Origin of the sequence: Helicobacter trogontum (assembly GCF_000765905.2) — a bacterium.
GTDB classification, from domain to species: domain Bacteria; phylum Campylobacterota; class Campylobacteria; order Campylobacterales; family Helicobacteraceae; genus Helicobacter_A; species Helicobacter_A trogontum.
The window spans coordinates 14,902-39,171 of sequence record NZ_JRPL02000023.1 but is presented as its reverse complement, the minus strand read 5'-3'; the positions used below and the strand labels follow the sequence as shown (position 1 = coordinate 39,171).

Here is a 24,270-nt window from a genome sequence, read left to right as displayed (position 1 = left end):
CTCACTTTTAAACTATAACTGCCAATATAAACAAAGGTTTTATGAATATAAAAGGAGAATAACTATCTTTTGTTTAATGCAGTTATGTTAAAGACATACAAATGCTATAGCATTAACTCATCTTTGCTTGTGTGTTTGTGATTGAATATGTTTTTTAGAGTGTGTTACTTTAATAGCATTTTGATCAAGTATGCTAAGAGCAGATAGAATCTAAAGAGTCACTAAGATTCTAAATACCAATCAATCCTCTTTATTTTTGTAATCTTTTATGAATTTCTGTTGCAATAGTATAGGCATCATTCATAGCTATGGCGATAGAACCACCATTTTTAAAGAGAAGATCACCAATTACAAAGAGATTCTCTATATTGCTTTCCCGCACTTCATTGCATTGTGCAACACCATTAGAATCAAGCTCTATACCACATTTTCTTAAAAAATCTACAGGTGCAACACCACCAATGGCATATACAATCCTATCAAACACTTCGACGCTATTATCGCTAAAAGTTACTTCTAGCTTAGAATCTTTATCATTCACTGCACTAATATCAATACCAAATTTCGATCTCAAACCATTTTGCAAACTCTTTTCAAGTTCTTTTGCATTTTCATCATTAATACGATTAAATTCTTTTCGACGATAATTGAGTGTCGTTTTTGTCATTGCATTAAGAGCAATAGCGTATTCAACTGCAGAGTTACCACCACCAACAACCAAGATCTCCTCTCCTGCCACGCACTCATTAATATTGAAGTTAATTTTTTTGCGTAGACTCGTAGGCAAGGGATAGCTTGGTTTATTTGGTTTTCCCATTTTTCCAATACCAATGATTACATGTTTTGCATAGAATTCAATATTGTTTGTTGTCCTTACAATAAAGTTAGAATCTTTCTTAATCACATTATCAACTTCGTGCTGCAAACACACCTCAACATTATTTTCATCTAAAAGCTTTGTAAAAAGTTCTAAAGTGCTTTCCTTATTGCCATCACCAAAAGGTATATGTCCTGCGAGTGTTACAACCTGTCCTTTGTAATCCTTATCAACACGCTTTCCATCCTTATAATACTCTCTTATCATTGCAGAAATATTATCTGTCTTTTCGAGCAATACAACGCTCTCTATACCCATTTTTTTACACTCAATAGCACTTGAGATACCACCAGGTCCAGCTCCCACTATCACAACATCATACATTTTCATATTTCTTATCCTTTTTATCTTGCTGTGCCATATGATTAAGATCGCTAACATTATCAAAAAGCACACCACGCATCATTTTTTCCTTATCGTCAAACTGCCCATTTCGCAGTCCCCATAAGAATGCAACTAAACCTAAAAATCCCATACATAGTGATACGCCAAGCATAAGCATGACAATCCAACTACTCATAGAATCTCCCTTTCTATAAAACAATGTGAAACACGATTATAACGAACGTTTTTCAATGAAATCATAATCACCATACTTTATATATGCTGGATAACTACGCACAATATATTCATTTCACACCCAAAAATTTCTAGAATCTAAGTTTCATATACTAATAAACTATTTTTATGCAATTATGCGAAATCAATCTTAAAAACGCTTGGCATAAAGCTTTCTATCACTATCACATACTTATGTGTAATCTCAAAAAAGTTACATAAAATCCTGCACAACAAGCCCAATATGTGTGCCCAATATCTCTTTTTGCAATAATTCTCCATACAAAGCTTTTGCTCCATTGACTAAATCAGGGCTACTTACACCATGTGCAATCGAAATTCGTGCTTCAAGAAAAGCTGTGAGCTTATCGCAGAATTTTAGCAATTCCCCACATACAGGCATGTACTCATCACAATTATATTGCGTTAATAACTGATTTATATCGCTTACAAATACAACTTTGCCATCTTTTTGATAACGATTTAGAAATTCATCTTCAGTCCAATAAACAAGGTCATCGCGAATAAAGCGCGGGAGTTTGCTTAGAATCTTTGATTCCATTTCTTCTTTTTCAATACTTTTTATAAATGAATCAAGTCCTTTAACAGATCGTTTTATCGGTGAGATAATATCTCTTGTTAAAACCTCAGGTAAATCATGAAAAAGACCGCCAAAAAAATGATTAATTTGCATTTTTTCACAGACACCAAGATTAACACTTAAAAGGTAAGCACAAATTGCGACCATAAGCATATGTCCTAACACCGAAGTTTGTGGAATACGCGGTGTTTGACTCCACCTTTTTTGGAATCTAAGCTCAGCAAACATACCAACAAGCTCTCTTATATCTTGATAGAGATAAAGATTACGCATACCAATTAAATCATAAAAAGCCTCCGTTTGAGAATCTATAATCGCTTTGATATTTTCAATATCATAAAGTTTTGGATTAAAGTGATAAATAATATCAAACTCCCACTTGGATGCATAAAAATGTGCCGCTTGTAAGATTCGTGTCTCCAAACTATCATTTTTTTCTGCAAGATAATCCTCCATAGAAAGAAAAAAATCAAACCCTTGCAACTCATCTGCAAGACTTTGTGCCACAAACGCTGCAAGCTCCTTGCCATGTGCATTTTTTAGCTTATGAAACACGGGTGGTTTAATATCTGTTAGCACGATACGTTCAAAAAACTCGAAGAGAAATTGCTGTATTAACTTTGTGTAATTAACACTTTTACCCTTATTTTCTTCATATTTTGCAAAGATATAGGCAAGAATTACTTTATGGGCTTGCTTATCTAATTCTACAAAATCAAGTGGCACTGCTTTATCATTCCATCTTCTGATGGAGGCACTTGTAAAAATTCTTTCTAAGAGTTTTTTGTTTAAATGTGAGATTTGTTGCATAAGAATCCTTTATAGAAAATCCCTTAATTTCTGTTTATTAAAATCTGGATAATCCATAATAGATAATGGAATCTGTGCTGCAAATTTTGTTTCTGTATTAAATATGATAGGAAAGAGATAATTGATCTCTGAAGATTCAAGTGGGCTATTTAAATCAAGCGGACAATATACAAGCAACTTACTTTTTTTTGTAATATGTAAAATCAGCGTCAAGTACTCTGGAATCATGAATGAATAGTCACGTAATTTATAAGGATTTACAAGAGCCAATACCATTGGCTCATTATCTTTTATATCCCCTTGCGTTTTCTTTTGCACTTTAGAATCTTGAGGCTCTTTTGTTTGTTGGGTTTGCAAAGGGGCGATTAGATTCTTTAATATACTAAGATTGGAATTTAGAGATTGTTTATCTTCAATTGAGCAATTCTTTTGCTCTTGTAAAAATGAGGCGTTAAAAAAGTCATCATTGGGCTGCCTCACATTATTATGGTGTGCTTTTAAGTGCTTTGATAGAATCTGTGTGTTTTGTTTTTGTGTGTGTAAAATGGCCTCATTAATATCTTGTTGTGTCGTTAGGACATTAGCTTTTTGATTATATTTTTTGATAGCCTCATCATCAGCATAACCCATTGATAAGCTCTTTTTGCTAAGTAAGTTAAGTCCTTTTACGTGAGAGGCAAACAGACCTTGATTTTGCTCACTACTGACATTTGTCAATGGATACAGCATCTTTGCAAACACAGAATCTATTCTCTCTAATATAACTTCATGATTATCTTGACAAATCACTCTATGTGCGTTATTAATATTTGATTTTAAGAGATATTTATTTTTCATGTAGGTTCCATACAGGCGTTTTCTTAGCAAGGAAGCAAAATATGTGCCTTATATAGGTTTTGTGTGAATACCATCTATCAAACATTCTTTAGTATTTAAATTGTCTTAAGTTATTGCAGAAATTTTCTAACCACCACATAACGCAGCAAAACCAAAAATCTGTTATCCCAAACTCCAACTCCTATTATCTAAATTACTGCTTTTATGCAATATTATGTAAATATTCTATAAGTTTGCAATTTATGTATATAATTTCTAGGATTGTTAATAGGGGATTTCAGTTAATTTCAAGGATAAGATTATGGGTGCATTAGTTGGCTTTTTTGAAACAAGCGGGATTATTACTCTGCTTGTTATTTTTTGGCTATCACTTTATGTGATTGCTACCTTATGGATTTTTATCTACAAATGGTTTGCAATACGCGGTATGCAAGATAGAGAGTCATATTCACTTGATTTATTATTATCAAGGGACATAAGTATCCCACAAAGTGCAGTTTTTGCACGCTCAAAAGGACATAGGCTTTTATCAAAAGAGATGTTGCAAGTTTGGAAAAATCAGATTCTAAAAAATGCAAGTGGTGGGCTTACATTTCTAAGTATTGTTAGCTCTACTGCACCATTTATTGGCTTATTTGGCACGGTTACTGAAATACTTGATGCCTTTGCACATTTAGGCTCGCAAGGACAGGCGACCTTTGAAGTTATCGCTCCTATTATTTCAAAAGCACTCGTAGCAACTGCATGGGGAATTTTATGTGCTATCCCTGCATACTCTTTTTACCTCATATTAAAGCGTAGGATAGCAGTGCTTGGTGTATGCTTACAGGCACAAATTGATGTAGCTCTTGCTGCTACTGCTGATATAGATGATAATGGCTTTGAGAGAACCAAAGGGGCTTTTGCACAAGAAAAACCTAATAATATTGTATGGGGTGGAAAAGTCAATGGATGATTTAGATCTTGAAGAAAAACCTGAATTAAATATTACCCCGCTTGTTGATATTATGCTTGTGTTGCTTGCAATTCTCATGGTAACAACACCTGCAATAGTCTATCGTGAAGATATACAGCTACCAGATGGTTCAAAAAGCAAACGTGCCGAACTAAACCCAATACTCTCTGTACGCATCGATAAAGATAGGCAGATACATGTTGATAAAGATGTGTTCGCCTATGATAGCTTTAAGGACAACTTTTCATTACGTGCAAATAGATATGATAAATCACAATCAGTTTATATTTATGCTGATAAAAACCTATATTATGGCGAAGTTTTACCTATATTTGCTGTGTTGAAACAGGCAGGCTTTACTAAAGTATCATTAGGAACACAATGAAAGAAGATATTGTCATCCATAAAAATAGCCCTTCATTGCATGTCATGAGTGGGCTTATCGCCTTGTTTGTCTATGCACTCATGCTGATTTTACTCATAGGTAATTTTAGATTCCATAAAGAGCAGGTTCGATATGGTGAAGAAGATGCTGTAATAGCAGAAATCTTATCAAATGAGAGTGTTGAACTAACAGGCGTTACAGAATCTCCATCGCAAGAATTGCAACAGACAATGGCACAAGATACCAATTCACAAGAGCAAATACAAGAAGTCTTGACAGAATCTAGTGCAAAGCAAGAAATAGAGATACCTAAAAAAACAACACCACCAAAACAAACACTAGCAGAAAAACCAGTTGAAAAGCCACAGGAAGTAAAAGAAAAACCAAAAGAAGTAAATCTTGCCGACGTATTTGCTAATGTCTCATCACAAACTTCTCAGGATATACGCAGAGAAGAAGAAGCAAAACGACAGCAACAATTAAATGAAATACGACAAGCACAGCAAGCAAAACAGGCACAACTCGCACAAAATGCACTAGCTCTAGAACAAAGCACAAAAGCATTGCAACAAGCCACACAGAATCTCCAAACAAACATTAAACAAGCAATGACAACAAAGATTGTGCTTGAAAAGCCAAAATTCTCAGGTAATGCTGAAGATAAAAAGAAATATGACAAATGGTACGCACAAATTGAGCAAATACTAATGGGTGAATGGCAAAAAAGTGGAGGCTTTCATCAGGCAGCCACAAGTGCTAAAGTCCGTATCAGAATTGATGCTGGAGGGAAGCTTACTTATCTCTACATGGTCTCTCAATCGCCATATGGCGACTATAATGATTCTGTGATTACCTTTTTACGCAAAATGGAGACAAGGCTTTTCCCACCACCACCTGCAGAAGGTATTGATTTGTCTATGGAGCTAGAAAATACCCTGCGACATTAACTTAAGGTTGATTAAAAAGGATCTAAGAATGTCATCATTAAACATTAATATAAACAGGTGATGCCATAAAAGACACTTACATCTCTACATAAATACGAATAACTTCAATTGCATTATTTGCCTAAATTTTCTTTGTTACCTCTCAAACTACACAGATTTATAAGAATATTATACTACCTTAAGATTTGCACTGCTCTTCTGAAGTTATAAGCCTATAGATTCCACCATATGAATGATAGTGAAGTATGCTCGATCAATGCACTATGTCCAAATTAAGCTCAAGAGTGTATTATAGAATCAAAATAAAAAAAAGGGATTTGCTCTTTCTATATCATTACTTTCAGTCTTTACTTACAATAGCTACGATAAATATACTTTAAATGCTATGCTTGTTAAAGCCCTGCAAAATGCTATTACATGTAAAATGTCTAGAATCTATACAAGCGATATTACACGACATAACAAAAACTGCAAAAATACTTTTCTATACTCCATCTTAAGCCTAATTGGTATATAAATAAATCACTTTGTCTTAAATACTTTTATGTTTTGCAAACTTCCTTGATTAAGATAGCTAGTTGTTTCATATAGCAATCATTTTACTTTCATTATTTGGTAATGCTTGATATTATAGATAAATTTTATTCTGCAATGCAACAAATTTCATTGTATTTTTGCCATCTCCCTCTCCTCTAAATTACTCATTATTAAAAAGCTATTTTGCTCTCTAGATTGCTTCTTAATATTTAAAATCTCACTTCTTTTATGATGCCTACTACCTATATCAACTTTCATCACCACATCTCTTTGCACTTATCTACCTTCTTATATCAGTAAACACAAAATTAGCATAAATACATATCAGCATTCTTGTTTTATTTCTCTATCATATATGCCCTCTTAAAAACATTTATTAAATTCTATAATGTAAAATCAATTTTTATTATAATTACCTAAAAGGAAACAAGTGCAACAAGAAATTTCAACAATCATTCAAGAACAAAAACAATATTTTTTAAGTAGAGCTACACAAAATCTAACCGCAAGAATCCATTTACTCTCACTTCTAGAAAAGACTATAAAAAAATATGAAAATGAAATTATTAATGCCCTGTTTTTAGATCTCAACAAATGCCAAGAAGAAGCTTATATGTCTGAACTTATTCAAGTTTATGAAGAAATTAAAGCAGCAAAAAAATGGATAAAAACAATCAGCAAGCCCAAAATTGTAAAAACTCCATTGAGCCATTTTGGAGGCAAAAGCAAAATTTATTATGAGCCCTATGGAGTAGTATTAATCATCTCTCCTTGGAACTACCCTATCAATTTGAGCCTAAACCCTCTAATTGTGGCCATTGCTTGTGGAAATTGCGTTGTATTAAAACCTTCAGAATATGCACCAAATTGCGCAAGAATTTTAGAAAAAATATTGCAAGAAGTTTTTAGTAATAATCATGTAGCAGTTATACAAGGAGATAGCGAAATTGGAGCGAAACTCTTAGAGCAAAAATTTGATTATATCTTTTTTACCGGGAGCGTTAATATAGGACGCATTGTTATGCAAGAAGCAGCAAAAAATCTTACACCCATAAGCCTTGAATTAGGAGGGAAAAATCCTTGTATTGTGGAAGATAGCACCAATCTTAAAATCACTGCAAAACGCATTATCTGGGGAAAATTGCTTAATACAGGACAAACTTGTATTGCACCAGATTATCTACTTATAAAAGAAGATTTAAAAGATGCCATTATTTCAGAACTTATCAATGCTATTGTTAGTCTTTATGCACCAAATGCTCAAGATATAATCCCTGCCATTCTCTCCAATCAAGAATATGGCAAAATCATTTCTCTTAGACATTTTAAACGCATTGAATCATTGCTAAACAACACCATCACAAATCTTGGAGAAGAATGCATTATTTTTGGTGGAATCTTGGAAGAATCAAAACTTAAAATCTCCCCAACACTTATCAACATGGGCGATATTAATACCTACCTAGAAGCACAAAAAAACAACGATGCATTATGCAAACTTAATATTTTAAATGAAGAAATTTTTGCCCCTATTTTGCCTATTTTCACATACAAAAATCTAGAGGAATGCAAAACTTTTATTCAAGGCTTTGAAAAGCCATTGGCGCTCTATCTTTTTAGCAATAACAAAGATAAGCAAAATCACATCATCAATACCCTAAGTTTTGGCGGGGGTTGTATTAATGACTGCATTATGCAAGTAGCCAATAATCACTTACCATTTGGTGGGGTTGGAAATAGCGGTATTGGAAACTATCATGGAAAATATAGCGCAAAAACTTTTGCTAGAGAAAAAAGTATCTATCAAGCACCATTTTTTGATATGCCTCTACGCTATCCACCTTTTAAGAAAAAAATCTTTGGTTTTAAAAAAATCAAAATATTAAAGAAAATCTTTGGGGTTTAGGTTGCACGAAAAATCGTTTATAATTTTATACCTTTACATAATGCTTAAATAAGCTATCAACACTAAATTGATCTAATCAAATAGATTTATGAATAAATTTAGTATCACTCATTGAGATATTTTGATTTAAGTTTCTCTAAAATAAAAGCATGTATTTTTTGAGGATATTCTTGATAAATCTCACCATCAAGCTTTGCACTATTTTCTTTTTTGCTTCTTTTGACCCCATCTTCTCCATAAGCACCCCACTGCTTAAAGAAAAAAGCGACATTTTGCTCTTTACACTGCTTTTTAATCTTTAGTACCCATTCCTTTTGCATAGGTCTAGCTCTTGCCCCACTTTCACCACCAGCTACAATCCAATCAATACCGCTTAAATCAAGCTCTCCTAAATCACTTATTAAAGGTTCACAAGAAAGCCATTTTATATTTGCTTTCAAATCACGGATTAATTCAATTCTATCTTTTACCATATGAGATTCTATTGTGGTGCCTAGCCAAACATTGGGTGGAATTTCATTTTCTAAAAAATATTCTCTCATCCTTTTGGGGCGTTTCGTAAGGATTTGATATTGATGATAAGGGGTTTCTTTGATAACTTGCAAGATAGAAGCTAAAAAAGCATAATCCATTTTTTCATGAAATAAATCACTCATAGAATTTACAAAATATAGTGTGGGTTTTTTATTTTTAAGTGGCTCATTAAGCCTATTAGGAAGCATTTTAAACTTAAAGCCATCTTGATAATCTTTATTGCCCATAGCTTGCAGTCGCTTTGCCATGACTTCAGCATAGCAGTTTTTGCAACCATCACTAACCTTGGTGCAGCCAATAGTTGGATTCCAACTAGCTTGCGTCCATTCAATTTTTGTTGATTTCATTTTTTAAGCTCAATATGCACTTTTATTTCTTTGTTATCTAAATGAAAACTACGCTTACTTCCATTGTGATAATCTATGTTTAACTCTTCTTTAATTTTGTTTAATATTTTTGTTGTATGTGTAGTTAAAAATCCATTATCTAAACCAAAATTTTTGATTTCAATATTGTTTCTTTTTTCTTTTAAAAACTCCAATAGTAAATTTTGGTATTCTTCCTCTTTTTGTGTAGGAGTATTCTCGTTATAAAATAAAGTTTCTTTTTCTCTATAGATATCTTTGTCTATATTTACATTTCCTTCTCCAAAATCTTTATCTATTTTCCAAGCAGTTTTTAAAAATTGTTCTTGTCCTTTCCTGTGAGCAGAGAGAAAAATCAAACCATTGATATTTTTATTATCTTTAATAAGAGAAAAAGGGGCAATAAACTTATCAGGTAAAAGCTTTTTAAAATATTCAGCTATTACTCTATGGGTTTGATAACTTGTTTTCCTTCAAAATCTTCTTTTGATATATACTTAGTATCTAAGTATTTTTTAAATGATTCTTCTTCTAAAAATCTTCTACAATGCCCAGAAGAAATAAAAATTAAGATATCTGTTCCTTTGCATAAAAATTCTTTAACCTTATTAATATGTTGAATACCGTATTGATCTAAAAATATAAGCTTGTAATAATTGTTAGAATATAATTTAAAACTTTGAGTATCAGATGAAATATATTTTACTTCCACATTTTTATTCTCTAAATTAGGATATTGTTCTATAATAATAGACTCTAGTTGTTTAATCTTATTTTCATCATTGTCATTAAAATAAATCTTTATTTTTTTACCATTACAATTTCGTTTCAATACTGCATCTAGAATCCTAAGTGGAGAACCCTTATATGTTTTTGTACCATCATACCCACTGCCACAAAATAAATCATAAACTTCTAGTGTCTGAAAGACGTGCTTATCTTTTGCATAATTAAGTGTAACACTAAGCCAATCATCAATATATTGCTCAAAAACATCTAGTTTTGTTAATGTTGCACTATCCCACTCTTCTTTATGCATATCTTTCGCCATTTTTTTATTTTTACCTCCTATCTTAATCTATATAGTTCAAAGCATACCCCTAAGCTTATCTACCAAAATTACTTTATTCTATATTTGTAACTTATCTATGATTATAAGGGATAATTTTATATTCCACATTATTTTCTTCAACAAATTTTTGTACGCCATAGTCTATATTTTTACAGCTTGTCACAAACACACGCTTCACTTTCTTTTTAGCAAAAATATTGTGGTTTTGCTCCAAATATGCTGTGCAATCTCCTAAAAATAATCGCAAGTGCTCTTGTTTGACTTGTGAGTTCTGCCAATTTTTACATTGAATTAAAAGTGTTTCTTTGCCCTTATATGCTATCAGATCAATTCCTTGATCTTTTAAGCCCTCATTAATGCCTTTAAAATATACCTTATAACCCAATTGCTGATAATGCTTGCCAATTTGTAATTCGTACTTATCTCCCTTTTGTTTGTTTTGTCTAGTATGATTTTTAGATACTATAAACTTCTTATTTTTTGGCATCAAAAGAAATAAAACAACAACGATAACAATAAAACTTATAAGTAAAAATTCCATGCTTTCATTCCCTCCATTTCTCTATCGTCCTGTATAAGTTTAAATCACTGCTTCTATCTAGCTATGGCTATCTTTATCACTCTTTGCACTTATAAATTTCTACCTCTATCAAGTACTATATAGAATCTCAAAATAAATTCCAATCTTTCTTTATATTTAATATATAGAGTATCTCCAATTAAATATGAAGTTTTATTCTTTAGAACATTTAATGCAAGATTCTCATAATTCAAGCAAACCCATAGATCCCATAGTATTGATGTTTTGTCTGATTTCCCTACCTCATATTTTGCAATTTATTAGCTTTTTACATAAAAGTACTATATTGCGTATTTGAGAATTTAGCCATATATTCTAATACGCTAACTATCAGATACAGTAAAGTATAAATTAAATACTTCCTATTTCCTTCCATCCTCTAGCACTTTTTTCTCTCCATTAGAATCTATCTCGCACACGACATATGGAAGCCCTTGTTTATTTAGCTCCGCCATAAATAGATCTGGGTCATTTTGCTCCATATTCCATACACCACTACCATTATTAGAATCTACCCCTTGATTTTCCCCACCTTTTGGCATATCGCTATTATCTGCGTTATTTTGTAGTTTGTTTTGATTGATACCCCATTTATTTTCTATGATAAGCTTTGCTCCAATCATCGCTGGCACACCTGTAGTATAGCTCACTCCTTGTGCATTGACTTCTTTATAGCAAGCTTCATGATCACAGATATTATAGATATAGATTGTTTTATCTTTGCCATCTTTTTTGCCCTTTATATAGCAGCCGATGTGTGTTTGACCTTTGGTTCTAGGAGCTAGGCTCGCTGGATCTGGAAGCAGTGTCTTTAGCACTTGGATAGGCACTATTTTTTGTCCATTGTGCTCTATCTCATCTACGCGTAAAAATCCTATATTTTCTAGGCATTTCATATGTGTGAGATAAGATTCTCCAAAAGTCATAAAAAAGCGGATTCTCTTTAACCCTTTGATATTTCTAATAAGAGATTCTAGCTCTTCGTGATAAAGTAGATAGCTATTTTTTACTCCCACTTCTATATATTCCCACTCTTTCATCAAGTCAAGCGGAGCGATATCTCTCCACTGCCCACCAAAATAGTCTTCATTTCTTAGATCTTGTGTATTAGAATCTAGCTTAAAGTGCTTTTCTTCTCGCTCAAATTTGCGATAGATGGTGTCTTTTTTTAGATCTGAATTTAGTGATAGATTCTCATCTTTTACCCAAAATCTGGCCTTAGAGCTCACTTCTCGCAAGTTTATCTCTGGATTGAAGTTTGTAGCAAATGCATATCCATGATCCCCTGCATTGCAATCAAGTATGTCTATGCTGTGAATCTCATCAAAATAGTGCTTTTGCGCATACGCACAAAATACATTGGTAACCCCTGGATCAAATCCACTGCCTAAAAGCCCAAAGATTCCTGCTTCTTTGTATCGAGTATCATATGCCCATTGCTCTTTGTACTCAAAGTGTGCATTATCTGGGTGCTCATAGTTTGCTGTATCTAGATAATGCGTCTTTGTCCTTAGACACGCTTCCATGATAGCTAGATCTTGATAGGGAAGAGCCACATTTACCACTAACTTTGGCTTATATTTTTCTATCAAAGCTACTATAGATTCCACATTATCTGCATCCACACTCTCGCAAATAATCTCACCAAGCCCTTTAGAACGGATAGAATCTGCAATCGCTTCACATTTAGAAATCGTGCGAGAAGCAAGGATAATCTTAGAAAAAACCTCTCTATTCATCGCCATTTTATGTGCTACTACACCGCCTACACCACCTGCACCAATTTGCAATACACAAGCCATAATACAATCCTTACAATGAAATATATAATACTAGGTAATTTGAAGCTGTATTATAGCATTTAGTTATTGATTATTGATTGATACTATATTTCTTCCTGTGTTGGTTGAATTTTTTATGGAATCTAATCTATCTACTAGTGTATCAAGTGTAACTTCTGTGGTAGGTATTTTTCGTATAAATTCCATTGCATTTGAGATTTCATTCCAAATTCTTAATCTTTTCTCATTTGGATATGCCACAGAATCTATACCAATAAGCTGTATCCCACGCAAGATAAAGGGCAAAATATTTGTATTTAGAGCTATCCCACTTGCATTCCCACATACACTCATCGCTCCACCATAGGATATTTGTGTCAATAAACCTGCAGCTAATTCACCACCCACACAATCAATCACATAATCAAAGCATTGCGGTCTTAGGGGCTTGTTATCATCTTTTATGATATCTTTTGGCGATACGATATCACTTGCGCCAAGACTTTTTAGCATTGGTGATTGGCTATCTTTGGAGGTGATAGCGGTGATATTGTCATAACCTTTTGCTTTAAGGAGTGCGATTGCCATGGTGCCTACACCACCCGTTGCACCAGTTATGGCTATCTTGGGTTGATTGCTTTTATTCATGCCTGCTTGTTGCAAAGATTCTATGCTTAAAGCTGCTGTAAAACCTGCCGTGCCTACTATCATACTATCTTTGAGTGATAATCCATTTGGCAAGGGCGTAATCCATGATGATTGCAATCTTGCATATTGCGCATAGCCGCCAGTGTGTGAAACCCCTATACCAAAGCCTGTTGCTAAGACTTTTTGTCCTATGTTATAGCTTGGATTGTTGGATTCTACAATCTCACCGCAGAGATCTATACCCGGTATCATAGGATACTTACGAATCACACCACCTTTTTTCTTAAACGCAAGCATATCTTTATAGTTGATACTTGAGTATTTGACCTCTATAATCACATCGCCATCTGATAGATCATCTATGGTGATATTTTTTATTGCGTGTATGAGATTTTCTCCTTGCATATCTACATACAATGCTTTAAAGGTCATAGACACTCCTTTATCTTAAAACTTAAGGTTAATGATAGCAAAATTAACAACTTGAAACATGAGGGCGAGATATTATAGTGATGATTGATTATTGAAAAATGCTACCTTTTATATGATTCAAAATATCATAAATATTGTCAATCTTACCACCTAAGACATTGTAAAAGTTTTTTATCCCATAATCTTTTGTAAAGATTATGGGTCTTCCATCATCTTGTTCATTTTTTATACTTACTATTTTTATCTCAAATATGGAATCTTTATAGATACACTCATTTAATATCGGCATATAGCGTTTGGCATCGTATATCATATACATAAAACGAGAATCTTTGCTGTATTGCTCAAGATTTTGATAATTATCTAGATTTCCCTTGTCCATAAAACTCATATGCGGTGTATAGCGAACATGACTTAGGGTATATAAATTTTTTGTGGGAAAAGGCATAAAAGAAAAAAATGCTCCATCCATGACTGTAACACTTATGTTATGCAGAATTTTAGGGATTTCAACGAGAGCCATTTCCGTAATTTCAGCCTTAAGATTAAGTGGTGGCAATTCAGAATGCAACAGTAATTCATTAAGTCCAGCATATGTGCAGTTAAATACCCTGTGTGCGTATATTTTTGTATCATTTGATAATCCAATTTCTACCCCAGTCATAGCACTTTTAACATAATGTACCTTTGTGTTGAGAGTCACTTCGCAATGTGCTTTTTTGAGTTTTGATGATAAAATTTCTCGCAAAATATCGCTATTAAATACATACTCTCTTACACTAAACACCTCGGAAATAAGATTTTTATCAAATAATGCCTTGACGTGCGGGGGTGCGACATCAATAGGAGCGTTCATGTTTTTAAAAATATGATAAAACTGGTTTGCGTTGCATTTAGAACCAATGCTTGATAGGGCATAATATTTCTCAAAATCACTTTTGATTGCATCTTGAAAGTTTTCGCAAAAATATTGAAAATTTTTTAGTGAACTAAAAGCTGTAAGTAAACTTCTAGGGTAATGATAACCACCATGAACCCGAGCCTGATTATTGAGACTAGCTCTTTTTAATAAACCATTTTCTCGCTCTATGAGTAAAACTTTTTTATAATATTGACAAAGATAAAGGGCTATATTACACCCATAAAAGCCACCACCAATAATAACACAATCATACATTTTAAACCTCATTTATATCGCAGGTTTCATATTGCAACAGAGTTGCAAGATCTCATGGCACATCTTTATATGTTTGTTATACAACTCATCATTAAATAATATCTCATAAAAATGGTTAAGTGTTCTTGCAATATTATTTTGCTCGTCGAAATGGATATTTTTAGATTCTGAAAGGTTTGAAATTTTGATGGTGGGATTTGTTTGCATATCAAAAACTATAGACATGTCTTTTGCATAAATCTCTAGTGTTCGAGCTTTTTTATCATGTAAGAGAGAACAAAAAAGTGTAATTTTGCAATGTTTATATCTGCAATCTTTGGTTAAAAACGTTGCCTGTAATTGATAAGGATTTTGGTAAAAGAAATGTTTTACATAAAGTTCTGGAAATATACTACAAAATACACTAAGCCAATGTACGCCAAGCACGTCTAACACACTTTCATTTTCATAAAATTTACCATATTGTGTAATGGTAGCATGTATAGAATCCAAGGGTTTATCTTTTATCATCTCAATGATATAAGAAATAGAGCTGGAGCAAAGGTATATATAATCTGTATAGATTCTAAGGTTGTGTTGTTTGGCGCAATCCTGCAGCATATAAAATTCATCTAAGGTTTTACACGTGGGTTTTTCCACAAAAACATGTAATCCTTTTGTAATGCACGCCATAGTAAGGTCAAAATGTGCACAAAGTGGCGTTGCAATGAACGCTACTTGAGTATTAGAAGGAATAAGAGAAATATCAAAATCACTTCCATATACACCAAGTAGAGTAAAATTTTCACTTTGTTGGATATAGGTTTCTAAAAGTTTACCCCATCCGCCCCTGCCAATAAGAATAGCATTCATAAACGACCTCTGATTTTTTTTAGCCAAAGAATAAAAATTTGTTTTAAATACGTGAGGCTTAAACGAAATATTTTGACCTTAGAATCTCTGTCATCCTTCCATACAACTGGAATTTCATAAATCTCTATACCCATATATTGTGCGATTATAAGCATCTGTGCACAATAAAACCACCCATCATCTTTGTGACATTTGGTAGATATATCGTATGCGTAAGTATGAGTGTAAAATTTAAAACCACACATCGCATCACTGAACTTAGTGTTTAGGAGAAAATTTAGCAAAAAATTCAACCCTCTTGAGCTAATCTCTCTCTTTAGACTCCTGTTATAGACCTTGGAATCTTTGAGTAACCTCGAACCCACAACAATAGCCTTGTGATTTAAGAGCTGCGTATAAACTTCTTGCAAGTGATCAAGTTTTGTGGATAAATCAATATCCATATAACCTATAAATTCACAAGCTTCTTGTCGTTGCTGATTTCTATTTATGCATTCTAAAAATGCCCTACCCACACCTTTTTTGTCAATGCGAACATATTCTATGTTTTTTCGTGTCTGACACAAGTGTTTGGCAATAGCAGGTGTGTTATCTGTTGAGCCATTGTCAGCGATAGTTATGAGATAGGGAATTTGATGAGATTCCAAAAATACACAGGTTTCTATCACACTACTTTCTAGACAGTCTTGTTCATTGAGTACCGGTAGAACTATATTCAATATCTTATTTTTCACTTATCCCTCACATTTAACTCTTTAAAATCTAAATCCAAAGAGCTTTTTTCATCAACAATATCATAGAGATTATGTTTTTTGACATGAAGCAAAATGCTTCGTATATATTCACTCATGATACACAAAACTAAAAACAAACAAAAATTCATCCCTGCCATATACATCGAACTTGATGTCCATCCACCCTCTATGTGCGACCTAAACATAAAGGATAGAAAAATATAGATGCCATACACAAGATTAAAGAATGCTACAAAAATTGATAGTATTGATGCCGCACGTAATAATCTATGGGAACCTTGGAAAATAATATCAATACCCAAATTTAAACTTTGAAGAAATTTCTTATTGGATTTCTTGAGTGGGATAAATCTATGCTCATATTTTGAGAAACTTTCATCAAATTGCACAAGAGATAGGAGCTTGATGCTTTCATCTTGATTTAGTAGATAATGTATTGTCTTACGATTAAATACGCAAAATTCACTATATGAATGCTTAATAGACATCGAACCACACATAGAAATCAGCTTATAAAAGATATATGAAAAAAATTTATCGATAATACCTTGGTGTTTTGTGATCCTAGAACCAACAACCACATCATATAAACGGGCTTGGGTAAGCATGGTTTGGGAATCCTGTATGGAGTTTTGTTCCAAATCCATAAAAAGTATATAATCTCCTATGCAGTTTTGCAAAAATACTAAATATTTGACTTCTTCACTCAACATTCTTGCAGAAATAATCCGAAGGTTACTAAGAGTTCTATTTTCAGAATCCGGTAAATTGGGTTCTAGATGGAGCAACAGATCTTTCTGGGGGGGGGGGGGTGATGATGATTTGCTAGAACAAACTACATTGGTTTTTTTAGATTCTAAATGCACAAAATTAGGATTAATTAGCAAGATTTCAAAATATTTGAATTGTGTTGCAAGAGTGTCGTGTAGATTTTGTAGGACGATATAATCAATATTTTTGTTTAAAATTGCCACTGAAATAAGAGAGGTATTATCAAGCATAAACCTAATCCTTAGTTGTTTGAAAATTTACACAGGTGAACGATTATAACAAAAAATCATTAAAGATTCATAAGTTTTAAGAGATGTAACCAAGATTTCTAATATTTTTGACTTCGGAACTTTTTTATTAAAAATATGTGTTATAATCAAAAAAATCGTGCAAAAATGGGGCGTCGAAATCTAGACAAACTTCTACAACTCAATATATTTTGTTATTGATGGAAGTAAATAAAATCTGCAATCGCTTCACATTTAAAATCGTGCAAGAAGCAAGGATAATCTTAGAAAAAACCTCTCTATCCATCGCCATTTTATGTGCTACTGCACCGCCTGCACCAATTTGTAATACACAAGCCATTTTTATCTCCATAATTTAATAATTTATAGATAACGTATTATAGCGAGTTTTACTAGATGGATGCTTGTATAAATATTATAGAATCTTGCAGATTCTATAGCTATATGTGAGAAGTAGAAAATGTGCTTGTACTATCTCTTTATAGCTCATGTACAGCACGATATGCCTCATCAATAGCAGCGTGCATATAAGCAGAATAAGCAGAATCTGAATTAGCAATTACAATGTTTTTGAAAGGTTTTTTAGCAAGTTTGATTGTCTTTTCTATTTTATTCATATCATCAAAAAGCGAATTTGGCATATAAGAGTAGCAATGTCCCCAACGATTAAGTATAATCGCACTAATATCGCGATCTGCATCAAATCCAGCACTTCCTAACATACCTTGTAATTGTCCTTTTATCATCGCTTCGTGCTCTTCAAATGGGATATCAAGCAAGATATGGCGATTTACCCTTGCTCTCTCTCGTGCATCCAGTCCATCAAGCTCAATCCCTTTTAATCGTGCCACACTTTCCATACAACACACCATATGTATACATATTGGTTTATTGGGATCTCTTGGATGTTTGTATCCGCCCATATTCACAGGGTAGTCTAGCTTTGTGCGAGAATAAGGCATTCTTGGCGAGTAGATTTCATGCACACCAAGCTTTATAAAAGGTTGCCAATTTTTAATAATTACTTTCGTGTGAATAAGTGAAGTCTTGACATTTTGAGATAATGCAGCTTTTTGTGCTTGCGGAAGAGTTGGGATAATGTAGGGAATCATAGCATTATAGTTTGCCATAATCACCTTTTTTGCCCTCACTCGATAGCTCTTGCCTTTATTGATGTAGGTTACAAGTGCACCATTTTTTATATTTTCTGCATTAATTACAGTGCTATTTAAGCGGATTCTGACATTATGGGCAGGATTATCAAGCTTTGAGTAATCAAAATGAGCTAAAGTGATAGAATCCATATCATCGCCGCCAGCACAAATTTGGGGTATCATTTTTTTGACTATGAGCCTTGCAACAGTTGCATTTCCATCAGCACAATGATAGATATAGGGCTCCTCCATCTCTGCCAAACTTTCTTCATCCAGCGGTTCTAATCCCATACTATCAAAGCCAGGCAAGAAAGCAGCTCTAGCATCATCGCATGATACAGCATCAATGCCCAATGCCATAAAATCATCAGTCATACCCTCAAAGAATTTGATTGCTTCATCACTGAGTTTAACGTAATTCTTTAAGAAGTCTTTGTAGCTTGTTTTTGCCATAAGCTTTTCTTTTTCCTTCAAACTTTTACCCGCAAAGTAATCTTGGTTATCTTGGAAAAGCTCAATAAGATCTTCTCTATCTTTTTTACTCATTGGAAAATCATTAATAAAGCTTTGGATATCACGTGCATTTAACTTATCTTTTGGCACATCATCACATATCACACTTCTTGGATTCCCACTTACAACCTTATCTACACCAAACTCAGATTTACTAAAATATACGCCTCGACTAAGCTTTAAATCAGGGTAAAAATTTACATCAAAACGCTTAGCTAGAGAATCTACATTTATACCAATTTGTTCAAGCAAACTATTCACTTCTTTAGAATAAAGTGCCTTTGGTGATTGAAAGCTTTCGCTTCCACCATAACTAAGAATTGTGCCATTTTTTAATTGAAATTCATTGCGTCTTGCATGTCCGCCAAAATCATCATGATTGTCAAGTATTAAAATTTTTTTATCTTTACCAAATTTATTTTGATAAAAAAGTGCACCAGATAGTCCACTAATCCCAGCACCAACAACTACCAAATCATACTCTTCCTTGGGCTTTAGTGCACTAAATTCAAACTTTTCTCCATCTCTAAGCATGTGTGCAAATTCATAACTTTTATCGTTGCTACCACGGAGTCCTAGCCATTTTGGCGGATAATAGCTAGAATCTAGCCCAAAATTTTGCATAGATTCTAAATCTGTTTTGCTTTGAGAACCTGTGGAATCTGCCAAAAGTTGTAAAGGACTCATACCTGCGACAATGCTTAATGCCATGCCATTTAAAAAGTCTCTACGATCAATCTTTTGTCTCATATTTCTTTCCTCATAAATTAGATATTTAGCATTATATAATGGTATGTAAAATTGAGGATAATAAAGAGGTGCAAATAGATATGAAGTAATTGCATATTGTTGCCATCAAAAAGACTTCTTGATCCTCTTTTTTTGAGATATTTCTACTTTGAGTTATACTCTAAACTTCAAAAATAATATATTCTTAATAATAAAAGACTAGATATAAGACATAAGCATATATCTGAAATACAGATCTTTAAGAAATTAAACCATAATTAAGACAAAATCAATCGCATTAGATGTCATAAATAAATCTAAGTATTATTCTTAGACAACCTCATCCCCATTTATCCTGAATACATTTGATGTTATTTAAACTCATATTTCTTGGAAAAAGTTTAGTTTGATTTTTTGTAGCAAAACCCATCAAATATCATTTTTTGATAGATATGTTATAAACGAGTTAGTTATTTTAAAGCAGCTTTTAAGAGAGTTTATTATAGAGTTTCGATTATAATGGGAATGGGAGAGTGATAAATGGCTATTATTTCAAAACTTAATAATTGTACGTGGCTTTTTTGCCAACATGAAGCATTGAAACAACTTTATGTTTTTTTTGAGGCTTGTTTGCAGGGTGAGTATAAAAAGCAAGATTATAAAAATGGAATTCGAATTGATTTAAATTGCGGTATTTTTGCAATGTTGCAAACATATAAACTAAAACCATATAAACATGCGTTTTTTGAAACGCATAATCAATATATTGATTTTCAACTTACAATTCATGGTAGTGAATGCTTTATGATAGGGGATTCCAAAGATTTTAGGATTACAGAAGCATATAATGAAGCACGAGATTTAATTGTATATAAGTCAAACAAATCTGCTCATAAGATCCTTTCAAATAAAGCATGTCTTTGCGTATTTTTCCCACATGATGTGCATGCTGGGGGTTTAAAGCATAAACACATCACAAACAATCGAGTATATAAAGTAGTAGCAAAAGTCCCAAAAACGCTACTAGAATCTTATCTTGTAAAATCTTTGTAATTAGGAGAAAATATGCATTTATTACGCTATGGAGTGTGTTTAATATGGGGGTTTTTTAGTGTTATTTATGCAAGAGATATTTCAGGTATTTATTTAACGCATAAGGGTACTGAAGGAGGTCAAGCAATTGTTGAGATCTTTAAACATGATGGTAAATATTATATATATGGAGTAAAAAATCTTGAAGCAGAGCCCATTAAAGATTCATGTAACAAAAATGCTGATTTGCGTAAAAGGAAGAGTGTTGGGGTTGTATTTGGGTATGGTTATACAGAAAATGATGAAGGACATTTTGTAAATGGATCTATCTATAATTTTTATAACTGCAAAACATATTATGGCAAGATTGTGCCAAAAGAAAATGATAAGATCGACTTTATAGGTGCACTAGACTCCTATTATATGTTAAGTAGGGCTTATGAGTGGCAGAGATTAAATACAGATCAAAGCAAACAATATCAACGCTACAGAGTGCCACTTAAACACATTATACCAACAATTAACGATACTATGCGTAGCAAGAAATAATACAGCAAGGTTTAATAACATATCACTCTCTAAATATATTAAACTTTGACAAAGACTTATTCTTGCCCTAACATTACTAATACAAATTTCTGTATCTCTCTTCTAGTTTTAGATTCTGAACTTAGCATGTTGAATGCAGCATGGAAAAACGAAAAATATGACAAAAATTACATACATCAAAGCAAATAATATTAAATGATACAAAGCATCTTAAACGCATTATATCAACAACTTAGGCTCTATAAGCTTGTATAGAATGTATAAGATTCTAGATTATTAACAATTATGAATAATAACACATTTGATATTTTATCGCTTTAGTAGGGGCACTTATAACCTAATTACATCTGACACTATATATAAAAGTGCAAAAAGCATTTATATAGAAATTAGCTTAGAGATTATTATGCAAGAGAGTTTAGCATATCATTGAAACTTGTCTCAAAGCTTTTTAGCCCCTCTTGCAGAAGTTTCTCTTCAATGTCAACAAGATTAATATCCATTTCTTCTAAACTTGCTGCAATTTCTAAATCATCAAATGAAGCAATTTGCTGCATACTTGGAGCTTTTAGATTCTGCATTTGCAACGCATGAAGCGTCTGTAAAGGAAGCGTATTAACACAATTTTCAAATGCGAGTGGATACACATAATAACCCTCATCATTATAAATTGCATTCTTCTCTTTCACTCCTGTACTCGCAAATAATATTCGATAGTTTTGCTGTGGTTTTTGACTTAGAAAATCTTTATAGATTGCAATAGCATTTGCAATACCATATTTACCACGCAAGGAATCATCTTTTAGTTGCAAATCAATAGCCCTATCAAATCGTGATACAAATACACTAATTACACCTTGTGCCTGTGTATTAGCTTTTTGAAATGCCTGCAACACTCTTCTGCTCTGCTCTTTTGTAAAAACCAAAGTTGCATTCACATTGATACCACGCAACATTAAATGCTCCATTATGGTGTATCCGCTTTGCGTTGCAGGAACCTTAATCATCACATTTTTTGCATTTATTTCATGCCACAATCGCACACCTTCATCGATACTTGCATTGATATCATTTGATAAAAATGGGTCAATTTCAATACTTATTAGCCCATTTTGTGGGTTTTCAAGGAAAAGTGGCATGAGAATCTGACTAGCCATTTTAATGTCCTCTATTGCTAGAGTTTCATATATTTCTTTTGGTTTTTTTCCTGCTTGTTTCAGTTCATTTATGCTTGAATGATAGCTCTCGCTTTTTAAAGCCTGTGCAAAAATACTAGGATTACTCGTTGCACCCTGCACTTTACCTTGTGCAACGAGCTCCTTAAATTCACCCTGCAAGAAACTTCTTTCTATAAAATCACACCAAATGCTTATCATCTTATTCCTTAACTTATGGTATATTTCTGTGATTATAACTTTTTTTTAAAAGGTTTTAGCAATGTTGGAAAATTTTATTCCTTATAGCACACAATCTATTAACGACGATGATAAACTAGCAGTCATAGATGCACTTTTTTCCACCCACTTAACACAAGGAAAATATACCAAACAATTTGAAGAAACTATTGCCTCATACATAGGTACAGAACATGCTGTAAGTTTTAATTCTGCCACTTCAGCACTATATGCAGCTTTTTATGCACTAAAAGAATATGTTGTAAGTGGAAGATATAATAATGAAGCAAGACTTAAAAATGCAGCAAATCTAGATTATGCGGCAAAAAAGAACTCATTTAGCATTATTACAACTCCAATAAGCTTTGTAGCTACAGCAAATATGATGCTTGCAAATAACATTACCCCAATTTTTGCAGATATTGATAAAAATGGTAACTTGGAACTATCTGGATTAGAATCTTTATTGCGTGAAGACACTATTGCAGTATGTTCTGTAGATTATGCAGGTAATAGTGTGAATATGTATGCTTTCAGAGAGTTTGCAAGAAAGCATAATATATTATGGATTTCAGATTCAAGTCATGCATTTGGGGCAACTTATGACAACAAAAAGGCAGGAAGCCTAGCTGACATGAGTATCTTTAGCTTTCATGCAGTAAAACCTTTTACCACCTGTGAGGGGGGAGCATTAGTATGCAATAATGACTTTTTTGCCAATATTGCCTCTCTTGTGTGTAGTCACGGTATTATAAAACATACACCTTATAATCACGATTGCATAATGCTTGGATTTAATTTTCGTTTACATGAAGTAAGTGCTAGTCTTGGAATCTCGCAACTAAAGCGACTAGATTCTTTTCTTGCAAAACGGCAAGAAATTGCATCTTTTTATGATAATTATTTCAAAAACAACCCTCATTGCAAAACCTTACATATTGAAGATTCTGTAAAAAGTACATATCATTTATACCCACTCTTATTAGAATCTCATCTCATTGCCAAGAAAGAGGAGATTGCAAACACACTAGCAAAGCATAATATCGGTGTGCAGGTGCATTATAAACCAATTTATAATTTTAAGGCTTATAAATATCTGCAAAACCCTCCACTACCAAATGCAGAATCTTTTTATAGCAAAGAGCTATCAATACCATGTCATCAGAATATGACATTGCAAGAAGCAAAAATAATTGCTGATCACATTATGGAAACTTTTGATGTTTATACAAAAAAATAGCGTTTTATAATGCTTATATAATAGTTTTTGC

General features: G+C 33.0%; 25 protein-coding genes. 7 read left to right on the top strand and 18 right to left on the bottom strand.

Annotated features, from left to right (window positions below; genetic code table 11):
- Positions 1-250: 250 nt before the first annotated feature.
- From LS81_RS08430 to fliW, 4 genes are all read right to left on the bottom strand, one after another.
- Complete coding sequence (locus LS81_RS08430; protein WP_034321041.1) at positions 251-1,207, bottom strand: NAD(P)-binding domain-containing protein; 957 nt, start codon at positions 1,205-1,207, stop codon at positions 251-253.
- Positions 1,194-1,397: a cbb3-type cytochrome oxidase assembly protein CcoS gene (gene ccoS / locus LS81_RS08425; protein ID WP_034321044.1), complete on the bottom strand. Its 204-nt coding sequence runs from the start codon at positions 1,395-1,397 to the stop codon at positions 1,194-1,196. The genes LS81_RS08430 and ccoS overlap by 14 nt, the downstream gene beginning before the upstream one ends.
- A gap of 252 nt (positions 1,398-1,649) precedes the next feature.
- Complete coding sequence (locus tag LS81_RS08420; protein ID WP_034346583.1) at positions 1,650-2,846, bottom strand: HD domain-containing protein; 1,197 nt, start codon at positions 2,844-2,846, stop codon at positions 1,650-1,652.
- Positions 2,847-2,855: 9 nt separating this feature from the next.
- Positions 2,856-3,683, bottom strand: coding sequence for a flagellar assembly protein FliW (fliW, locus tag LS81_RS08415; RefSeq protein WP_052096558.1), 828 nt, complete (start codon positions 3,681-3,683; stop codon positions 2,856-2,858).
- Positions 3,684-3,984: 301 nt separating this feature from the next.
- On the opposite strand from fliW, the gene LS81_RS08410 reads away from it, so the two are divergent.
- The 3 genes from LS81_RS08410 to LS81_RS08400 are packed head-to-tail and all read left to right on the top strand — an operon-like array spanning position 3,985 to position 5,970.
- Entirely contained in the window at positions 3,985-4,638 is a 654-nt protein-coding gene (locus LS81_RS08410) for a MotA/TolQ/ExbB proton channel family protein (RefSeq protein WP_034346584.1), read from the top strand.
- On the top strand, positions 4,631-5,023 hold the full coding sequence (locus tag LS81_RS08405) for a biopolymer transporter ExbD (protein ID WP_034346585.1): 393 nt from the start codon (positions 4,631-4,633) through the stop codon (positions 5,021-5,023). The genes LS81_RS08410 and LS81_RS08405 overlap by 8 nt, the downstream gene beginning before the upstream one ends.
- Positions 5,020-5,970, top strand: coding sequence for a TonB C-terminal domain-containing protein (locus LS81_RS08400; protein ID WP_034346587.1), 951 nt, complete (start codon positions 5,020-5,022; stop codon positions 5,968-5,970). Before LS81_RS08405 ends, LS81_RS08400 begins: the two co-directional genes overlap by 4 nt.
- Positions 5,971-6,633: 663 nt before the next feature.
- Here LS81_RS08400 and LS81_RS11320 read toward each other — a convergent pair.
- Entirely contained in the window at positions 6,634-6,783 is a 150-nt protein-coding gene (locus LS81_RS11320) for a hypothetical protein (protein WP_158659394.1), read from the bottom strand.
- A 154-nt stretch (positions 6,784-6,937) separates the two neighbouring features.
- On the opposite strand from LS81_RS11320, the gene LS81_RS08395 reads away from it, so the two are divergent.
- Complete coding sequence (locus LS81_RS08395) at positions 6,938-8,413, top strand: aldehyde dehydrogenase family protein (RefSeq protein ID WP_034346588.1); 1,476 nt, start codon at positions 6,938-6,940, stop codon at positions 8,411-8,413.
- Between the two features lie 104 nt (positions 8,414-8,517).
- Here LS81_RS08395 and LS81_RS08390 read toward each other — a convergent pair whose 3' ends face one another.
- From LS81_RS08390 to LS81_RS08335, 12 genes are all read right to left on the bottom strand, one after another.
- The gene (locus LS81_RS08390; RefSeq protein WP_034346589.1) at positions 8,518-9,294 is read right to left on the bottom strand and encodes a phage Gp37/Gp68 family protein; all 777 of its coding nucleotides are present in this window, start codon (positions 9,292-9,294) and stop codon (positions 8,518-8,520) included.
- On the bottom strand, positions 9,291-9,671 hold the full coding sequence (locus LS81_RS08385) for a hypothetical protein (protein ID WP_034346591.1): 381 nt from the start codon (positions 9,669-9,671) through the stop codon (positions 9,291-9,293). Before LS81_RS08385 ends, LS81_RS08390 begins: the two co-directional genes overlap by 4 nt.
- A gap of 83 nt (positions 9,672-9,754) precedes the next feature.
- Complete coding sequence (gene tcmP, locus LS81_RS08380; RefSeq protein ID WP_034346592.1) at positions 9,755-10,363, bottom strand: three-Cys-motif partner protein TcmP; 609 nt, start codon at positions 10,361-10,363, stop codon at positions 9,755-9,757.
- A gap of 91 nt (positions 10,364-10,454) precedes the next feature.
- Positions 10,455-10,925, bottom strand: coding sequence for a restriction endonuclease (locus LS81_RS08375; RefSeq protein WP_034346594.1), 471 nt, complete (start codon positions 10,923-10,925; stop codon positions 10,455-10,457).
- 401 nt (positions 10,926-11,326) lie between these two features.
- Positions 11,327-12,766 carry a saccharopine dehydrogenase family protein gene (locus LS81_RS08370; RefSeq protein ID WP_034346596.1) on the bottom strand — a complete coding sequence of 480 codons (1,440 nt, stop codon included), beginning with the start codon at positions 12,764-12,766 and terminating at the stop codon, positions 11,327-11,329.
- 63 nt (positions 12,767-12,829) lie between these two features.
- A complete protein-coding gene (locus LS81_RS08365; protein ID WP_034346598.1) occupies positions 12,830-13,825 on the bottom strand; it encodes a YhdH/YhfP family quinone oxidoreductase in 996 nt (331 codons plus the stop codon).
- Positions 13,826-13,913: 88 nt separating this feature from the next.
- Positions 13,914-15,014 carry an FAD-dependent oxidoreductase gene (locus LS81_RS08360; protein ID WP_052089261.1) on the bottom strand — a complete coding sequence of 367 codons (1,101 nt, stop codon included), beginning with the start codon at positions 15,012-15,014 and terminating at the stop codon, positions 13,914-13,916.
- Positions 15,015-15,854, bottom strand: coding sequence for a Gfo/Idh/MocA family protein (locus LS81_RS08355; RefSeq protein ID WP_034346600.1), 840 nt, complete (start codon positions 15,852-15,854; stop codon positions 15,015-15,017).
- Positions 15,851-16,588: a glycosyltransferase gene (locus LS81_RS08350; protein WP_233715850.1), complete on the bottom strand. Its 738-nt coding sequence runs from the start codon at positions 16,586-16,588 to the stop codon at positions 15,851-15,853. The genes LS81_RS08355 and LS81_RS08350 overlap by 4 nt, the downstream gene beginning before the upstream one ends.
- On the bottom strand, positions 16,585-17,610 hold the full coding sequence (locus LS81_RS08345) for a glycosyltransferase family protein (RefSeq protein ID WP_104696433.1): 1,026 nt from the start codon (positions 17,608-17,610) through the stop codon (positions 16,585-16,587). The genes LS81_RS08350 and LS81_RS08345 overlap by 4 nt, the downstream gene beginning before the upstream one ends.
- A 199-nt stretch (positions 17,611-17,809) precedes the next feature.
- Positions 17,810-17,968 (bottom strand): hypothetical protein, encoded by a 159-nt coding sequence (locus LS81_RS08340; RefSeq protein ID WP_233715849.1) that lies wholly within the window; start codon positions 17,966-17,968, stop codon positions 17,810-17,812.
- Positions 17,969-18,107: 139 nt separating this feature from the next.
- On the bottom strand, positions 18,108-20,045 hold the full coding sequence (locus tag LS81_RS08335; RefSeq protein WP_034346295.1) for an NAD(P)-binding protein: 1,938 nt from the start codon (positions 20,043-20,045) through the stop codon (positions 18,108-18,110).
- Positions 20,046-20,564: 519 nt separating this feature from the next.
- Here LS81_RS08335 and LS81_RS08330 point away from each other — a divergent pair.
- Together LS81_RS08330 and LS81_RS08325 are read left to right on the top strand one after the other, a co-directional pair.
- Complete coding sequence (locus LS81_RS08330) at positions 20,565-21,077, top strand: NanQ anomerase/TabA/YiaL family protein (protein WP_034346292.1); 513 nt, start codon at positions 20,565-20,567, stop codon at positions 21,075-21,077.
- Positions 21,078-21,089: 12 nt separating this feature from the next.
- Complete coding sequence (locus LS81_RS08325; RefSeq protein ID WP_034346291.1) at positions 21,090-21,605, top strand: DUF2147 domain-containing protein; 516 nt, start codon at positions 21,090-21,092, stop codon at positions 21,603-21,605.
- A gap of 404 nt (positions 21,606-22,009) precedes the next feature.
- On the opposite strand, the gene LS81_RS08320 is transcribed toward LS81_RS08325, so the two are convergent.
- The gene (locus tag LS81_RS08320; protein WP_034317044.1) at positions 22,010-22,981 is read right to left on the bottom strand and encodes a transaldolase; all 972 of its coding nucleotides are present in this window, start codon (positions 22,979-22,981) and stop codon (positions 22,010-22,012) included.
- A gap of 61 nt (positions 22,982-23,042) precedes the next feature.
- Between LS81_RS08320 and LS81_RS08315 the strand changes: the two genes are divergently transcribed.
- Positions 23,043-24,239 (top strand): DegT/DnrJ/EryC1/StrS family aminotransferase, encoded by a 1,197-nt coding sequence (locus LS81_RS08315; protein ID WP_034346288.1) that lies wholly within the window; start codon positions 23,043-23,045, stop codon positions 24,237-24,239.
- The last annotated feature ends 31 nt before the right edge of the window (positions 24,240-24,270 follow it).

Coding starts and splice junctions, on each gene's coding strand:
- fliW (WP_052096558.1), bottom strand. CDS start 3,683: ATGAAAAATAAATATCTCTTAAAATCAAATATTAATAACGCACATAGA.
- LS81_RS08405 (WP_034346585.1), top strand. CDS start 4,631: ATGGATGATTTAGATCTTGAAGAAAAACCTGAATTAAATATTACCCCG.
- LS81_RS08390 (WP_034346589.1), bottom strand. CDS start 9,294: ATGAAATCAACAAAAATTGAATGGACGCAAGCTAGTTGGAATCCAACT.
- ccoS (WP_034321044.1), bottom strand. CDS start 1,397: ATGAGTAGTTGGATTGTCATGCTTATGCTTGGCGTATCACTATGTATG.
- LS81_RS08330 (WP_034346292.1), top strand. CDS start 20,565: ATGGCTATTATTTCAAAACTTAATAATTGTACGTGGCTTTTTTGCCAA.
- LS81_RS08325 (WP_034346291.1), top strand. CDS start 21,090: ATGCATTTATTACGCTATGGAGTGTGTTTAATATGGGGGTTTTTTAGT.
- LS81_RS08410 (WP_034346584.1), top strand. CDS start 3,985: ATGGGTGCATTAGTTGGCTTTTTTGAAACAAGCGGGATTATTACTCTG.
- LS81_RS08315 (WP_034346288.1), top strand. CDS start 23,043: ATGTTGGAAAATTTTATTCCTTATAGCACACAATCTATTAACGACGAT.
- LS81_RS08320 (WP_034317044.1), bottom strand. CDS start 22,981: ATGATAAGCATTTGGTGTGATTTTATAGAAAGAAGTTTCTTGCAGGGT.
- tcmP (WP_034346592.1), bottom strand. CDS start 10,363: ATGGCGAAAGATATGCATAAAGAAGAGTGGGATAGTGCAACATTAACA.
- LS81_RS08365 (WP_034346598.1), bottom strand. CDS start 13,825: ATGACCTTTAAAGCATTGTATGTAGATATGCAAGGAGAAAATCTCATA.
- LS81_RS08400 (WP_034346587.1), top strand. CDS start 5,020: ATGAAAGAAGATATTGTCATCCATAAAAATAGCCCTTCATTGCATGTC.
- LS81_RS08360 (WP_052089261.1), bottom strand. CDS start 15,014: ATGAGGTTTAAAATGTATGATTGTGTTATTATTGGTGGTGGCTTTTAT.
- LS81_RS08355 (WP_034346600.1), bottom strand. CDS start 15,854: ATGAATGCTATTCTTATTGGCAGGGGCGGATGGGGTAAACTTTTAGAA.
- LS81_RS08335 (WP_034346295.1), bottom strand. CDS start 20,045: ATGAGACAAAAGATTGATCGTAGAGACTTTTTAAATGGCATGGCATTA.
- LS81_RS08370 (WP_034346596.1), bottom strand. CDS start 12,766: ATGGCTTGTGTATTGCAAATTGGTGCAGGTGGTGTAGGCGGTGTAGTA.
- LS81_RS08375 (WP_034346594.1), bottom strand. CDS start 10,925: ATGGAATTTTTACTTATAAGTTTTATTGTTATCGTTGTTGTTTTATTT.
- LS81_RS08420 (WP_034346583.1), bottom strand. CDS start 2,846: ATGCAACAAATCTCACATTTAAACAAAAAACTCTTAGAAAGAATTTTT.
- LS81_RS08340 (WP_233715849.1), bottom strand. CDS start 17,968: ATGGCTTGTGTATTACAAATTGGTGCAGGCGGTGCAGTAGCACATAAA.
- LS81_RS08345 (WP_104696433.1), bottom strand. CDS start 17,610: ATGCTTGATAATACCTCTCTTATTTCAGTGGCAATTTTAAACAAAAAT.
- LS81_RS08430 (WP_034321041.1), bottom strand. CDS start 1,207: ATGAAAATGTATGATGTTGTGATAGTGGGAGCTGGACCTGGTGGTATC.